The 14,642-nt window shown below is 44.2% G+C and carries 14 protein-coding genes; 12 read left to right on the top strand and 2 right to left on the bottom strand.

Annotation, left to right across the window (positions count from 1 at the left end):
- Positions 1 to 198 precede the first annotated feature (198 nt).
- The 12 genes from CIK96_RS03310 to CIK96_RS03255 all read left to right on the top strand — a co-directional run bounded on the left by CIK96_RS03310 (position 199) and on the right by CIK96_RS03255 (position 13,400).
- Positions 199 to 1,542, top strand: coding sequence for a Na(+)-translocating NADH-quinone reductase subunit A (locus CIK96_RS03310; protein ID WP_094439618.1), 1,344 nt, complete (start codon positions 199 to 201; stop codon positions 1,540 to 1,542).
- A 10-nt stretch (positions 1,543 to 1,552) separates the two neighbouring features.
- A complete protein-coding gene (locus CIK96_RS03305; protein WP_094439616.1) occupies positions 1,553 to 2,707 on the top strand; it encodes an NADH:ubiquinone reductase (Na(+)-transporting) subunit B in 1,155 nt (384 codons plus the stop codon).
- Between the two features lie 20 nt (positions 2,708 to 2,727).
- The gene (locus CIK96_RS03300; protein ID WP_094439613.1) at positions 2,728 to 3,405 is read left to right on the top strand and encodes an FMN-binding protein; all 678 of its coding nucleotides are present in this window, start codon (positions 2,728 to 2,730) and stop codon (positions 3,403 to 3,405) included.
- 5 nt (positions 3,406 to 3,410) lie between these two features.
- On the top strand, positions 3,411 to 4,034 hold the full coding sequence (locus tag CIK96_RS03295) for an NADH:ubiquinone reductase (Na(+)-transporting) subunit D (RefSeq protein ID WP_094390222.1): 624 nt from the start codon (positions 3,411 to 3,413) through the stop codon (positions 4,032 to 4,034).
- A 3-nt stretch (positions 4,035 to 4,037) separates the two neighbouring features.
- On the top strand, positions 4,038 to 4,664 hold the full coding sequence (gene nqrE, locus CIK96_RS03290) for an NADH:ubiquinone reductase (Na(+)-transporting) subunit E (RefSeq protein ID WP_094390223.1): 627 nt from the start codon (positions 4,038 to 4,040) through the stop codon (positions 4,662 to 4,664).
- Positions 4,665 to 4,685: 21 nt separating this feature from the next.
- Positions 4,686 to 5,954 carry an NADH:ubiquinone reductase (Na(+)-transporting) subunit F gene (gene nqrF, locus CIK96_RS03285; protein ID WP_173815126.1) on the top strand — a complete coding sequence of 423 codons (1,269 nt, stop codon included), beginning with the start codon at positions 4,686 to 4,688 and terminating at the stop codon, positions 5,952 to 5,954.
- Positions 5,955 to 6,616: 662 nt separating this feature from the next.
- Positions 6,617 to 8,116: a 2-isopropylmalate synthase gene (locus tag CIK96_RS03280; protein ID WP_094439611.1), complete on the top strand. Its 1,500-nt coding sequence runs from the start codon at positions 6,617 to 6,619 to the stop codon at positions 8,114 to 8,116.
- A complete protein-coding gene (leuC, locus tag CIK96_RS03275) occupies positions 8,113 to 9,489 on the top strand; it encodes a 3-isopropylmalate dehydratase large subunit (protein ID WP_094390226.1) in 1,377 nt (458 codons plus the stop codon). Before CIK96_RS03280 ends, leuC begins: the two co-directional genes overlap by 4 nt.
- A 24-nt stretch (positions 9,490 to 9,513) precedes the next feature.
- Positions 9,514 to 10,110, top strand: coding sequence for a 3-isopropylmalate dehydratase small subunit (leuD, locus tag CIK96_RS03270; protein WP_094439609.1), 597 nt, complete (start codon positions 9,514 to 9,516; stop codon positions 10,108 to 10,110).
- The gene (locus CIK96_RS03265) at positions 10,089 to 11,651 is read left to right on the top strand and encodes an alpha-isopropylmalate synthase regulatory domain-containing protein (protein WP_094390228.1); all 1,563 of its coding nucleotides are present in this window, start codon (positions 10,089 to 10,091) and stop codon (positions 11,649 to 11,651) included. The genes leuD and CIK96_RS03265 overlap by 22 nt, the downstream gene beginning before the upstream one ends.
- A gap of 13 nt (positions 11,652 to 11,664) precedes the next feature.
- Positions 11,665 to 12,726 carry a 3-isopropylmalate dehydrogenase gene (gene leuB / locus CIK96_RS03260; protein WP_094390229.1) on the top strand — a complete coding sequence of 354 codons (1,062 nt, stop codon included), beginning with the start codon at positions 11,665 to 11,667 and terminating at the stop codon, positions 12,724 to 12,726.
- Positions 12,696 to 13,400, top strand: a complete 705-nt coding sequence (locus CIK96_RS03255) for a tetratricopeptide repeat protein (RefSeq protein WP_144007209.1) — start codon at positions 12,696 to 12,698, stop codon at positions 13,398 to 13,400. The genes leuB and CIK96_RS03255 overlap by 31 nt, the downstream gene beginning before the upstream one ends.
- Positions 13,401 to 13,695: 295 nt before the next feature.
- On the opposite strand, the gene rpmA is transcribed toward CIK96_RS03255, so the two are convergent.
- Positions 13,696 to 13,953 carry a 50S ribosomal protein L27 gene (gene rpmA / locus CIK96_RS03250; RefSeq protein ID WP_094390231.1) on the bottom strand — a complete coding sequence of 86 codons (258 nt, stop codon included), beginning with the start codon at positions 13,951 to 13,953 and terminating at the stop codon, positions 13,696 to 13,698.
- An 18-nt stretch (positions 13,954 to 13,971) separates the two neighbouring features.
- Positions 13,972 to 14,289, bottom strand: a complete 318-nt coding sequence (rplU, locus tag CIK96_RS03245) for a 50S ribosomal protein L21 (RefSeq protein ID WP_094390232.1) — start codon at positions 14,287 to 14,289, stop codon at positions 13,972 to 13,974.
- Positions 14,290 to 14,642 lie beyond the last annotated feature (353 nt).

Below are 14,642 nucleotides of genomic sequence, written 5' to 3'. Positions count from 1 at the left end.
TGGCAATATGTTCTTACTACTGGTCAAAAACTGACAAATAGAGATTGCAAAATGTTTTCATTTAACATGTTTGAGCCACAAAATTACATTAAAAAGTTGTGAATATTAAATATTTTGCGAATTATTTATGCTTATTAGACCTATTTTTACTAATTTTGCAGTCATTATTAAAGCAACTATTCTCAAAAAGATAAACAAATGACAGATGTAATCAAGTTACGAAAAGGCTTGGACATTCACCTTCAAGGAAAAGCGGAAGGAAAAGTCATCCAGTTGAAATCAAACGGTCAGTATGGTATTGTCCCTGAAGATTTCGTGGGTGTCGTTCCTAAAGTGGTAGTACGCGAAGGCGATCATGTCAAGGCTGGGGATGCTTTGTTTGTAAACAAGCAGTATCCTGAAGTTAAATTCGCCTCACCCGTTAGCGGTACTGTACGCGAAGTGGTGCGTGGTGAACGTAGAAAAGTGCTTTGCATCCGCGTGGAGGCAGACAAAGAGCAAGTATCGGTTGATTTCGGCATCAAGGATCCGTCGAAGATGGACGGAAAGGCTGTGGTAGAGGCTTTGCTTGAAGCAGGTCTCTTTGGTTATATCGACCAGTTGCCTTATGCTGTTTCAACCAATCCTACCGTTATGCCTAAGGCTATCTTCATTTCTACGCTTCGCGACAAACCCCTGTCGTGTGACTTTGAAGTAGAAGTGAAGGGGGAAGAGGAGGAGTTTCAGTTGGGACTTACAGCCCTTTCACGTATTGCCACTACACATGTGGGTTGCGGTAAGAACGCTTCGTTTATCGACAAATACAAAGATATCGAGACTCATGTCTTCGACGGTCCTTGTCCTGCCGGTAATGTGGGTGTGCAGGTCAACCACATCGATCCAGTCAACAAGGGTGAGGTGGTATGGACTGTAGATCCTACCGTCGTACTTTTCATCGGTCGTCTGTTGAAGACCGGCCGTGTTGATTTACATCGTTTGGTTGCCCTTTGTGGTAGCGAGGTAAAGAATCCTGCCTATGTTCGTATGAATGTGGGTGAAGAACTTTCCACACTCCTTTCCAACAGTTACGATTCCGACCATCATGTGCGTATTATCAATGGTAATGTGCTAACTGGATGTCCCACCACAAAAGAGGGATTCCTAGGTGCGCATAGTAGTGAGATTACCGTCATTCCAGAAGGTGATAATGCCGACGAGCTGGCAGGTTGGATCATGCCTCGTTTCGGACAGTTCAGTACCAGTCGCAGCTATTTCTCATGGCTCTGTCCTAAAAAGAAATATGCTCTCGATGCACGTGTAAAGGGTGGTGAGCGTCACATGATTATGAGTGGTGAATACGATCGCGTGCTTCCTATGGATATCTACGGGGAATTTCTGATTAAGGCGATTATTGCTGGCGATATTGACCGTCAAGAGCAATTGGGCATTTATGAGGTAAGTCCTGAAGATTTTGCATTGGCTGAGTTTGTTGATTCTTCCAAGCTCGAACTGCAACGTATTGTTCGTGAAGGCTTAAATATTTTACGTAAAGAAAACACATAACAATATTAATATGAGTGCATTAAGAAATTATCTCAATAAAGTTAAGCCTCATTTCGAACCCGATGGAAAGCTCCATGCCTTCCGTAGCGTGTTCGATGGATTTGAGACTTTCCTCTATGTGCCAAACACCACAGCACGCACGGGTGTGAACATCCATGATGCCATCGATTCTAAGCGCATCATGAGTATGGTGGTCATCGCCTTGTTGCCAGCTTTACTGTTTGGTATGTATAATGTGGGTTATCAAAACTATCTCGCCGCAGGAACCTTGGCAACAGCCAGTTTCCTTGAAATCTTTGTATATGGTGCCCTTGTGGTCCTTCCAAAGATTCTGGTGAGCTATATCGTCGGACTCGGTATAGAATTTGCCTGGGCACAATGGAAAGGTGAAGAAATCCAAGAAGGCTATCTCGTTAGCGGTATCCTCATCCCATTAATCATCCCTGTAGGCTGTCCCTTGTGGATGTTGGCGTTGGCATGTGCCTTTGCTGTTATCTTCTGCAAAGAGATTTTCGGAGGAACGGGTATGAACCTGTTCAACCCTGCTATTTCTGCCCGTATGTTCCTGTTCTTTGCTTATCCGTCAAAGATGACAGGTGGTCAGGTGTGGATTGCACGTGACAGTATCTTCGGACTGGGTAACACTCTGCCTGACACCTTTACTGCAGCAACTCCGCTCGGTCAGATTGGCCAGGGGGTAACTCCAGATGCTTCACTCCTTGATATGGCATTAGGTTTCATTCCCGGTAGTATCGGCGAAACATCTGTTGTCGCCATCGCTATTGGTGCGGTAATCCTACTGTGGGCTGGTATCGCTTCATGGAGAACCATGGTGAGTGTATTTGTAGGAGGTGGCCTGATGGCATTACTCTTCCAGTCGCTCGGCATGACCCAGATGATGTGGTACGAACAGTTCCTGTTGGGTGGTTTCGCCTTTGGTGCTGTCTTCATGGCCACCGACCCTGTCACCTCATGTCGTACTGAAGGAGGTAAATACATCTATGGTTTCCTGATAGGAGCCATGGCTGTCATCATCCGTGTGATGAATGCCGGTTATCCGGAAGGTATGATGCTCGCCATCTTCTTCGGTAATATGATTGCTCCCACCATCGACCATTTCATCGTGGAGCGCAATGTCAGCAAGCGCATGAAACGTGCTAAGTAAAATCATTAAAGAGAAAACAAATGAGCAAATTAAATACAAACTCAAACACGTACATTATTATATATAGTACTGTGCTTGTTGTCATCGTGGCTTTTGTGCTGGCCTTTGTATTCAAGGCACTCAAACCCATGCAGGATGCTAATGTTGAGCTCGATGTGAAGAAACAGATTCTATATTCGCTCAACATCCGTAACCTTGATGGTGCAGAGGCAGAAGCCCGCTACAATGAGGTAGTGAAGGATGAGAAAGAAGACAACGGTCAGATATTCTACCAATGTGAAGTTGATGGCGAACCCATCCTCGTGGTCAGCATGAAAGGCATGGGACTGTGGGGCGGCATCAGTGGATATATTGCCCTTCACGGACAACCCACTACCGTTTATGGCGTTTATTTCAATCACGAAAGTGAAACAGCTGGTCTGGGAGCCGAAATCAAAGACTCTAAGGCTTGGCAGGAGAAATTCATCGGCAAGCGTGTCTTTGCCGACGAGAAAGGCCATGACGTAGCCCTCTCTATCGTGAAGAAGGTAGAAGACAGTTCCTGTCAGGTTGACGCGGTGACTGGTGCTACCTTGACCTCTGATGGTGTTGACGCCATGTTGAAAAAAGATTTGTTGGATGCTTGCAAGCGTGCAGACAAGCTCTTCGGAAAGCAGTCTGTCACTCTTCCAAGTGATTCTGTTGAAGTAAAAGAGTAACAGCCATGTCATTATTCAGTAAACAAAACAAAGAGGTATTGACAAACCCCATCAGCCTTGACAACCCTATTCTCGGTCAGGTGCTTGGTATCTGTTCGGCTTTGGCCGTCACCTCACAACTCAAACCGGCCATTGTGATGGGTTTGGCCGTGACGGTAATTACCGCGTTTGCCAATGTGATTATTTCTATCATTCGCAACACCATTCCTACACGTATCCGTATCGTCGTGCAACTGGTAGTGGTGGCTGCCCTCGTGACAATCGTGTCACAGGTGCTTAAAGCATTTGCCTATGATGTTAGTGTAGAACTTAGCGTCTATGTCGGTCTGATTATCACCAACTGTATCCTCATGGGTCGCCTTGAGGCATTTGCCATGATGAACAAGCCCTGGCCTTCATTCCTTGACGGTGTGGGCAACGGATTGGGTTATGCCCTCATCCTTGTCATCGTGGGTGGTGTGCGTGAACTTCTTGGACGTGGTACTTTACTGGGTTTTCAGATCGTTCCACAGGCACTTTACGATGCTGGTTATGTCAACAACGGAATGATGACCATGCCTGCCATGGCTCTTATCCTTGTGGGCTGTGTTATCTGGATTCATCGTGCTTACTTTATAAAGGAGAAATAAGATATGGAACATGCAATAAGTTTATTCTTCCGGTCGATATTCGTAGATAATATGATATTCGCCTTCTTCCTCGGCATGTGTTCGTACCTTGCCGTGTCGAAGACTGTCAAAACATCTCTTGGTCTCGGACTTGCTGTTACCTTTGTACTTGTAGTTACCGTACCTGTCAACTATCTGTTGCAGACCTGCGTACTTGGTCCCAACTGTCTTGCCGAAGGTGTTGACCTGAGCTATCTGTCCTTCATCCTCTTCATTGCCGTCATTGCCGGTATTGTGCAGTTGGTAGAAATGGCTGTAGAACGCTTCAGTCCATCACTCTATTCTGCGCTGGGTATTTTCCTTCCGCTGATTGCGGTCAATTGTGCCATCATGGGTGCTTCGCTCTTCATGCAACAGCGTATTCTGCTCGATGCCACCAATTCACAAGCCATCACCAGCGTAGGTGATGCTGTGGTCTATGGACTTGGTTCTGGTATCGGTTGGACCTTGGCAATTGTTGCCTTGGGTGCTATCCGCGAGAAGATGCAATACAGCGACGTGCCTCGTCCCCTTCAGGGTCTCGGTATCGTCTTCATTACCGTAGGCCTGATGGCTATGGCGATGATGTGTTTCAGTGGACTCAATATTTAACTTTAGCAGACAAGTAACATTATGACAGAATTTATAGCATACAGTATAGGGGTGTTCCTCTTGGTAATCCTCCTGCTGGTAATTATTCTGCTTGTGGCCAAGAAATTCTTGAGTCCAAGCGGTAATGTCAACATTACTATTAATGGCGACCGTACCATTAACGTGCCACAAGGCAACAACCTGATGGCTACGCTCAACGAGAATGGTATCTTCCTGCCTTCTGCCTGTGGCGGTAAAGCCTCTTGCGGACAATGTAAGGTACAGGTTCTGGAAGGTGGTGGTGAGATTCTCGATAGCGAGAAACCTCATTTCACCCGAAAGGAAATCAAAAACCATTGGCGTCTGGGATGTCAATGTAAGGTGAAGGGTGACCTTAACATCCATGTTGACGAGAGCATCCTTGGTGTGAAGGAATATGAGTGCACCGTGATTTCAAATAAGAACGTTGCTACGTTTATCAAGGAATTTAAAGTGCAACTGCCTAAGGGTGCCCATATGGACTTCCTTCCAGGTTCTTACGCTCAAATCAAGATTCCTGCATTCGACTGCATCGACTACGACAAGGATTTCGACAAGGCGCTTATTGGTGATGAATATCTGCCGGCTTGGCAGAAGTTTGGTCTCTTCCCCTTGAAGTGTAAGAACCCCGAACCCACCATCCGTGCCTATTCTATGGCGAACTATCCTGCAGAAGGTGATGTCTTCATGTTGACCGTACGTATTGCAACTCCTCCATTCAAACCAGATCGCAGTGGATTTATGGATGTGAATCCAGGTATTGCTTCGTCTTACATCTTCTCTCTTAAACCAGGCGACAAGGTTATCATGAGTGGTCCTTTCGGCGATTTCCATCCACATTTCGACAGCAAGAAGGAAATGATATGGGTTGGCGGTGGTGCAGGTATGGCTCCGTTGCGTGCACAGATCATGCACATGACCAAAACATTGCACACTACCGATCGCGAGATGCATTATTTCTATGGCGCACGTGCACTCAACGAGGTGTTCTACCTCGACGATTTCCATGGACTGGAAAAGGAATTCCCCAACTTCCATTTCCATCTGGCTCTCGACCGCCCAGACCCAGCAGCCGATGCTGCTGGCGTGAAATACACCGCAGGATTCGTTCATCAGGTCATGTACAATACCTACCTGAAGGACCACGAGGCACCAGAGGATATTGAATACTACATGTGTGGTCCTGGTCCCATGTCGAAAGCCGTAGTGGCTATGCTCGATTCTCTGGGTGTAGAGTCTGAGAGCATCATGTACGATAACTTTGGTGGATAATGCAACAGACTGTTGCAGACATCTACTGTATAATCATCAATATCCGCAATGAGTATTCTCCATTGCGGATATTTTTTAGAATATGAAAATTAATATTTCGATGAGGTATTATTTGAGTTGAACACCTGGTCTCAGTCTTGAAATATGATATTATGTATGAATGACTGCTTTGAACCCGAAGACATCCCGAAGGCATCCCGAAGGTTTGAAAACTTGATATAATGTTCCCATGCTGTAAGAAAGGTGATTATATGAATCAACTCATGCATCATTCTGCACCATTCATCATCCACCTATTTCAATATAAAAGTTAGGGTAGGGTAACAGGTTGCAGTTTAATAGTTTTTTCACCACAATTACTTTCGTTTTGTTTGTCTTGTGTCGTATTTATCTTTGTTTTATTAGATTTTTAGATAAAAAAGTGATGGTTTATTTGGAGAATTAAACAAAAATGTGTAACTTTGCGGTCAAAATAGAAAACGATATGAATAGTATGAATCTACTTAGCGGTATTATTATTATCCGACTGCGCCAAACGGTTGGAAGTGGTAAGACGTGTATGTAGTTGAAATATGAAAATACAAAGGTGCCTTTCTCGCTTCCAACAGTGTGAAAGGCACTTTTTATTAAGAATTGAAAGAAATTAAACAACAAGAAAGAATATGAGTGACAGATTATTTATCTTCGACACAACCCTCCGCGATGGCGAGCAGGTTCCAGGATGTCAGTTGAACACCGTTGAAAAAATACAGGTGGCAAAAGCTCTTGAACAACTTGGAGTTGATGTGATTGAAGCAGGATTCCCCGTTAGCAGTCCAGGCGACTTCAATAGTGTGATTGAAATATCGAAAGCCGTGACATGGCCTACCATCTGTGCCCTAACACGTGCTGTGCAGAAAGATATTGATGTAGCTGCAGATGCATTGAAATATGCGAAACACAAGCGTATCCATACTGGTATTGGTACATCGGACTCGCACATTAAATACAAATTTAATTCCACACGAGAAGAAATTATCGAACGTGGTGTGGCTGCTGTGAAATATGCAAAGAAATATGTAGATGACGTAGAGTTCTACTGTGAAGATGCAGGACGCACCGAAAATGAATATCTGGCTCGCGTGGTAGAAGCTGTCATTAAAGCAGGTGCTACCGTGGTCAATATCCCAGACACGACGGGTTACTGTCTGCCTCAGGAGTATTTCGAGAAAATTAAGTACCTGAAAGAACATGTTGACGGTATTGACCGTGCTATTATCTCTACACATTGCCACAACGACTTAGGCATGGCAACAGCCAACACGCTTAGCGGTGTGTTGGGTGGTGCTCGACAGGTAGAGGTGACCATCAATGGAATTGGTGAACGAGCCGGAAATACTTCGCTCGAAGAAATTGCCATGATTCTGAAATGTCATAAAGGTCTGGATATCGAAACCAATATCAATACCACAAAGATCTATCCCACCAGTCGCATGGTATCGAGCTTGATGAACATGCCCGTACAACCCAACAAGGCCATTGTGGGTCGTAATGCTTTTGCTCATTCTAGCGGAATCCATCAGGATGGTGTGCTAAAAAACGTGCAGACCTATGAAATCATCAATCCCAAGGATGTGGGTATCGACGACAATGCTATCGTGCTGACCGCACGAAGTGGACGCGCAGCGTTGAAGCATCGTCTGAACGTGAATGGTGTGGAGGTTGATGAGCAGAAACTCGATAAAATTTATGAAAAGTTCCTGATTCTGGCCGATCAGAAGAAGGAGGTCAACGATGCCGATGTGCTCATGTTGGCTGGTGCCGATACCGCAGAGGCCCATGCTGTGAAACTCGATTTCTTGCAGGTAACCACAGGAAAGGGCGTCAAGAGTGTTGCCTCTATTGGACTTGACATCAGCAATCAGAAATTTGAAGCTGCTGCATCAGGCAACGGTCCTGTTGACGCTGCTATCAAGGCGCTGAAGAAAATCATTATGAAACAGATGACCTTGAAGGAGTTTACCATCCAGGCCATCTCAAAGGGATCCGATGATGTGGGCAAGGTTCACATGCAGGTGGAATATGAAGGAAGTATTTATTATGGATTCGGTGCCAACACTGATATCGTAACCGCTTCGGTTGAAGCATATATTGACTGTATAAACAAGTTTAAGAAGAAATGAACACACTTTTCGACAAAATTTGGGACAAACACGTAGTTCAGCAACTGCCTGATGGTCCAACACAACTTTATATCGACAGACTCTACTGCCATGAGGTGACCTCGCCACAGGCTTTTGACGGCATGCGTGCAAGAGGATTGAAATGTTTCCGTCCAGACCATATATATTGTATGCCAGACCATAACACACCAACACACGATCAGGATAAACCCATAGAAGATCCTGTTTCTGCAAAACAGGTAAGCACGTTGGCGCAGAATGCGAAGGAATTTGGTTTGACCCACTATGCCATGATGTCGAAAGACAATGGTATCATCCACGTTGTAGGTCCTGAGAAGGGACTCTCTCTGCCCGGAATGACTATTGTATGTGGAGACTCTCATACCTCTACACATGGTGCAATGGGAGCGGTAGCTTTCGGTATTGGAACATCGGAAGTGGAGATGGTAATGGCATCGGAATGTATTCTTCAGCAGAAACCTAAGTCTATGCGCATCAGTATTAATGGAAAACTGCAGAAAGGGGTAACCGCAAAAGATGTGGCACTCTATCTCATGAGCCAGCTTACTACTTCTGGTGCTACAGGTTATTTTGTAGAATATGCGGGAGATGTAGTAAAAAACCTCTCTATGGAAGGCCGACTGACACTCTGCAACCTGTCGATAGAGATGGGCGCACGTGGTGGATTTGTTGCACCTGACGAAACAACCTTCGAATACATCAAAGGTCGTGAGTTTGCACCTAAGGGTGAAGCATGGGACAAAGCTGTGGCTTATTGGAAAACGCTAAAAAGCGGTGATGACGCTGTTTTCGACAAGGAACTCGTATTCGACGCAAAAGATATAGAACCGCGCATTACCTATGGTACAAACCCAGGAATGGGAATCGGAATTACCGAAGCCATACCACAAGGTGAAGGCGCTGGATTCCAGAAATCACTCGATTATATGGGATTCAAAGCAGGAGAGAAACTCCTTGGCAAGGAAATAGACTATGTATTCCTTGGAGCTTGTACTAATGGTCGCATAGAAGACTTCAGAGCTTTCGCATCTATCGCCAAAGGACGTAAGAAATGTGAAAGGGTAGTGGCATGGCTCGTGCCAGGAAGTTGGGCCGTAGATCAGCAAATTCGCGAAGAAGGTATCGATAAGATTCTTGAAGAGGCAGGATTTGAAATCAGACAACCTGGATGTTCTGCCTGTCTGGCCATGAACGATGATAAAGTGCCTGCAGGAAAATACAGCGTATCTACATCAAACCGCAACTTTGAAGGACGACAGGGACCAGGTAGCCGTACCATACTCTGCTCACCATTGGTAGCAGCAGCTGCTGCCGTAACCGGTAAAATAACAGACCCTAGAGAGTTGCTTTAATCACGCATATCCAACATATTGAAAATGAAACAGAAATTCAACATCATAACATCTACCTGTGTGCCACTTCCTTTGGAAAATGTGGACACAGACCAAATTATTCCAGCACGCTTCCTCAAAGCCACTACCAGAGAAGAAAGTTTCTTTGGCGACAACCTTTTTCGCGACTGGAGGTATAACGCAGACGGAACGTTAAATAAAGATTTTGTGCTCAACAATCCTACCTACAGCGGATGCATACTCGTGGCAGGAAAAAACTTCGGTTCAGGTTCTAGTCGTGAACATGCTGCATGGGCCATCGCTGGATACGGATTCAGAGTGGTCATCAGCTCCTTTTTTGCTGACATCCACAAAAACAATGAGCTCAATAACTTCGTTCTCCCTGTAGTAGTCAGCGAAGACTTCTTGGCAGAACTCTTTGACAGCATTAAAAACAATCCCAAAACTGAAGTTGAGGTCAATTTGCCAGAACAAACCGTCACCAATAAGGCGACAGGACGACAGGAAACCTTTGATATTAACGGATATAAAAAACATTGTCTTGTCAATGGACTCGATGATATCGATTTTCTGATTCAAAACAAGGACAAAATCGAACAATGGGAACAGCAGAACGCATAAATGCCAATACAAGACAACTGCCAGTCATAGAAATCATGGACTCCACCCTAAGAGATGGAGAACAGACCAATGGCGTTTCATTCGTTCCTCATGAGAAACTTATGATAGCAAGAATGTTGCTGCATGGAGTTAATGTGGATCGTATTGAAGTGGCATCGGCTCGCGTATCAGAAGGCGAAAAAGAGGCGGTCAGCATGATTTGCAGATATGCAAGAAATATCGGTATGCTCGAACGTGTTGAAGTGTTAGGTTTTGTAGATGGCGGACTTTCTATTGACTGGATTAACGACTGTGGAGGAAAGGTCATCAACCTTTTAGCAAAAGGTTCGCTGAAACATTGCACACACCAACTGCGAAAATCTCCAGAAGAGCATCTTGAAGATATCAAGGCATCGCTGAAATATGCAGAAGAAAAAGGCATTGCTGTAAATCTCTATCTTGAAGACTGGTCAAATGGTATGAAAGATTCACCAGAGTATGTCTATCAGATCATGGACGCGCTCTGCAATAGTGGAATAAAAAGATTCCTGTTGCCTGATACATTGGGTGTGATGAATCCGCTTCAAGTCATTGAGTATTTCAGAAAGATGATAAAGAGATACCCACAATGCCATTTCGATTTCCATGCACATAATGACTACGATCTTGCAGTATCAAACTCGTTGGCTGCTGTACTCAGCGGGGCAAAGGGACTTCATGTTACCGTCAACGGACTCGGTGAGAGATGCGGAAACGCACCATTAGCAAGCGTACAGGCGATACTCAAAGACCAATTTCATGCCAGAACAAATATCAACGAAGAACAGCTCAACGGCATTAGTAGATTGGTGGAAGGATATAGCGGTATTGCTGTTGCTCCAAACCAACCCATCGTGGGAGAAAACGTCTTCACACAAGTGGCTGGAGTACATGCTGACGGTGACTCGAAAGACAAGCTCTACTATAATGATCTCGTACCAGAGAGATTCGGACGAAAAAGGGAATATGCGCTGGGAAAAAACAGCGGAAAGGCTAATATTGCCAGAAACCTCGAAGAACTGGGACTTGAACTCACACCAGAACAAACCAAGCGTGTGACACAACGTATTACAGAGCTTGGAGACAAAAAAGAGATTGTCACACAGGAAGACTTGCCGTACATCGTATCTGACGTACTGAAACACGATGCTCCGGAAGATAAGGTAAAACTCGTAAGCTATGTTGTATCTACAGCATACGGACTAAAACCAGGAGCCAATGTAAAAGTGGAAATCAATGGTAAACAATATGAAGCCGGTGCCACAGGAGACGGTCAGTACGATGCGTTTGTCAAGGCACTCAGATATATCTATAAGAAATATCTAGGCAGAACATTTCCATTGTTGGCTAACTATGCGGTTACGATACCGCCTGGAGGACGAACGGATGCACTCGTACAGACCGTCATTACATGGCAACATGGACAAGGTGTGTTAAGAACCAGAGGACTTGATGCCGACCAAACTGAAGCTGCTATTAAGGCAACCTTTAAAATGTTGAACATCATAGAAAACGAACAATAAAAACAATATCACAATGAAACTCAAAATCGCTGTATTACCCGGTGACGGTATCGGACCGGAAATTATGAAACAAGGTGTTGCGGTCATGGATGTCATTGCCGACAAATTCGGACATGAATTCACTTATCAAGAAGCACTCTGCGGAGCACATGCCATTGATGCTGTAGGCAATCCATATCCCGATGAAACACACGAAGTATGTATGAATGCTGACGCTGTGCTCTTTGCTGCAGTAGGCGACCTGAGATTTGATAACGACCCCACAGCAAAAGTGCGCCCAGAACAGGGACTCTTGGCTATGCGTAAAAAACTCGGACTCTTTGCCAATGTACGACCTGTTGCCACCTTCGATTGTCTGCTTCATAAAAGCCCACTAAAAGACGAATTACTTAAAGGTGCAGATTTCGTAGTTATCAGAGAGCTCACAGGAGGTATGTATTTCGGAGAGAAATATCAGGATAATGACAAGGCTTACGATACCGACATCTATACAAGACCTGAAATTGAGAGAATACTCAAAGTAGCTTTCGAAACAGCACAGAAACGTAGAAAGCACCTCACCGTTGTAGATAAAGCCAATGTGCTGGCAAGTTCACGACTCTGGAGACAGATTGCTAAGGAAATGGAACCCCAGTATCCTGATGTCAACACCGACTATATGTTTATCGATAACGCTTCAATGCGTGTGCTGACAGAACCACGCTTCTTCGATGTTGTCGTTACAGAAAATACATTTGGCGATATCCTTACAGATGAGACCAGTTGTATCACAGGATCTATGGGATTACAGCCATCTTCATCACTCGGTGAACATACACCACTCTTCGAACCTGTGCACGGCTCATGGCCACAGGCTGCAGGTAAAAACCTCGCCAATCCATTAGCAGAAATCCTATCGGCTGCAATGTTGCTTGAACATTTCGGACTCAACAAAGAAGGCGCATTGATACGAGAGGCTGTCAACGCATCGTTAGACGCCAATGTAAGAACCCCAGAAATTCAAGTTGAAGGTGGCAAGGCTTACGGAACAAAAGAAGTGGGAGCATGGATTGTAGATTATATCAAAAAAGCTTGATTATTACTCTATTGATGATTTGTTCGTCTGTGACTTTCTCACAGACGAACAATCAGCAATGGCGTGATTCACTCAATTCGCTAAACCGAAAGATTGAACTTTCTCCATATAATACCGATTTACACTTAAGAAAAGCTGCAGTCAATCTCGAACTGCAACAATGGGAATATGCCGTTGATGAATATACACTCATACTTCGGTACGAATCAAAAAACTTATCGGCTCTATATTATCGCGCATACGCGTACATGCATCTCAGACGCTATGATTTGGCAAAAAACGATTACGAAACCGTTCTTGCCAGCGTTCCTACTAATAAAGAAGCAAGACTTGGACTTGCTTATATGTTCCAGTCATCTGGAAGAAGAAAAGAGGCACTGGAACAACTAAATATTGTGGTAGAACAGCATCCGGAGGATCCGGAAGTGTATGTGGCACGAGCTTCTTATGAAGCAGAACTGAAACTATATGAAATAGCATTATACGACTGGGAAGAAGCGATTAAAAGAAAGCCTGCCAACATAGACTATGCGTTGTCGTATATTGACTTACTCATCATATCTGGCAAAAACAATCGAGCCAAAACTGAACTAGACAAATTGTCGGGTAGGGGAGTCGCAACTTCATTGCTCCATCCTTTCTATAATAGACTTAAAAAAGCAAAAAACAAGTAAGTTCACATTTTATAAATAAAACAATACAGGAACTCTACTCCATGGGTTCATGTTTTTTTTTGTAGTCGCTCTTCTTCAACGGAATACTTGAATATTTATCGTTAGAATTATAAACCATTTGGGCAACAATATACCATCCCCCCACGTATCAGGGTAAAAGTGCATACGTTTGCAGCTTCATAAGGTTCGTAACCTTTAACCTCCACAGCCTTTAAAAAGTAGAAATCCCAAACCTCGTGAGAAGAGATTTGGGATTCTATTGTTTGTTTGGAGTATTTTTTTTTCTTGTTCGGCGTTATGCTTCGGGGATTACTGAAACAACGCTCTTGTCACGCTTTCCTTTGTGGAACTGAACAGTTCCGTCAACGAGAGCGAACAAAGTATCGTCCTTACCCATACCAACATTGTTGCCGGGGTTGTGCTTAGAGCCACGCTGGCGAACAATAATGTTGCCTGCAACAACCTTCTGGCCACCGAAAATCTTAATGCCGAGTCGCTGTGATGCAGACTCACGGCCGTTCTTAGAACTACCTACACCTTTTTTATGTGCCATTTCTTGTTCCTCCTACGTTTAAGCGATTACTGATTTAACTTCTACTTGAGTGAACTGCTGACGGTGACCGTTCTTTTTGCGAGAGTCCTTACGACGCTTCATCTTGAAAACGATAACCTTCTCACCCTTAACAAGGGGATTGATCACTTCACATACTACTTTAGCACCGCTTACGGTGGGTGCACCTACCTGTACTGAACCTTCTTTGTCGACAAGCAGTACCTTGTCAAACTCAACAGTCTTGCCGGCTTCAGCCTCTTTCATGTGGTTCACGAAGAGCTTTTTGCCTTCTTCGGCTTTGAACTGCTGACCGTTAATTTCTACAATTGCGTACATTATTTAAATGTTATAAACGGGTTTTTCCGACTGGCGCACAACACCGTGTTGTGACTTTACCGAGCCAAAACGGACTAAATCGGGCGCAAAGTTACGAATTTTTTATGAGACAACCAAATTTATAATAAAAAAAATAAAGCGATGACCCTCACAGGCAATCGCTTCAATCTTCAATAGGTATTAGCTCTCTTTTAAGGTAAAAAGATTGTTTTCAGGATAACTGATGCAAAGGTAATATATTTTTTTTAAAATCAAAAACATTTCTAAAGAATTTTTCAGAAGTATCACATTGTGTGCCCACACAATATATAAAAAAACTATTATATATAACTTTCAAACGATAAATCTATGCT

Origin of the sequence: Prevotella sp. P4-98, assembly GCF_002251405.1 — a bacterium.
GTDB lineage: Bacteria > Bacteroidota > Bacteroidia > Bacteroidales > Bacteroidaceae > Prevotella.
The sequence above is the reverse complement of the archived record's forward strand: the minus strand, read 5'-3'. Positions and strand labels throughout refer to the sequence as shown.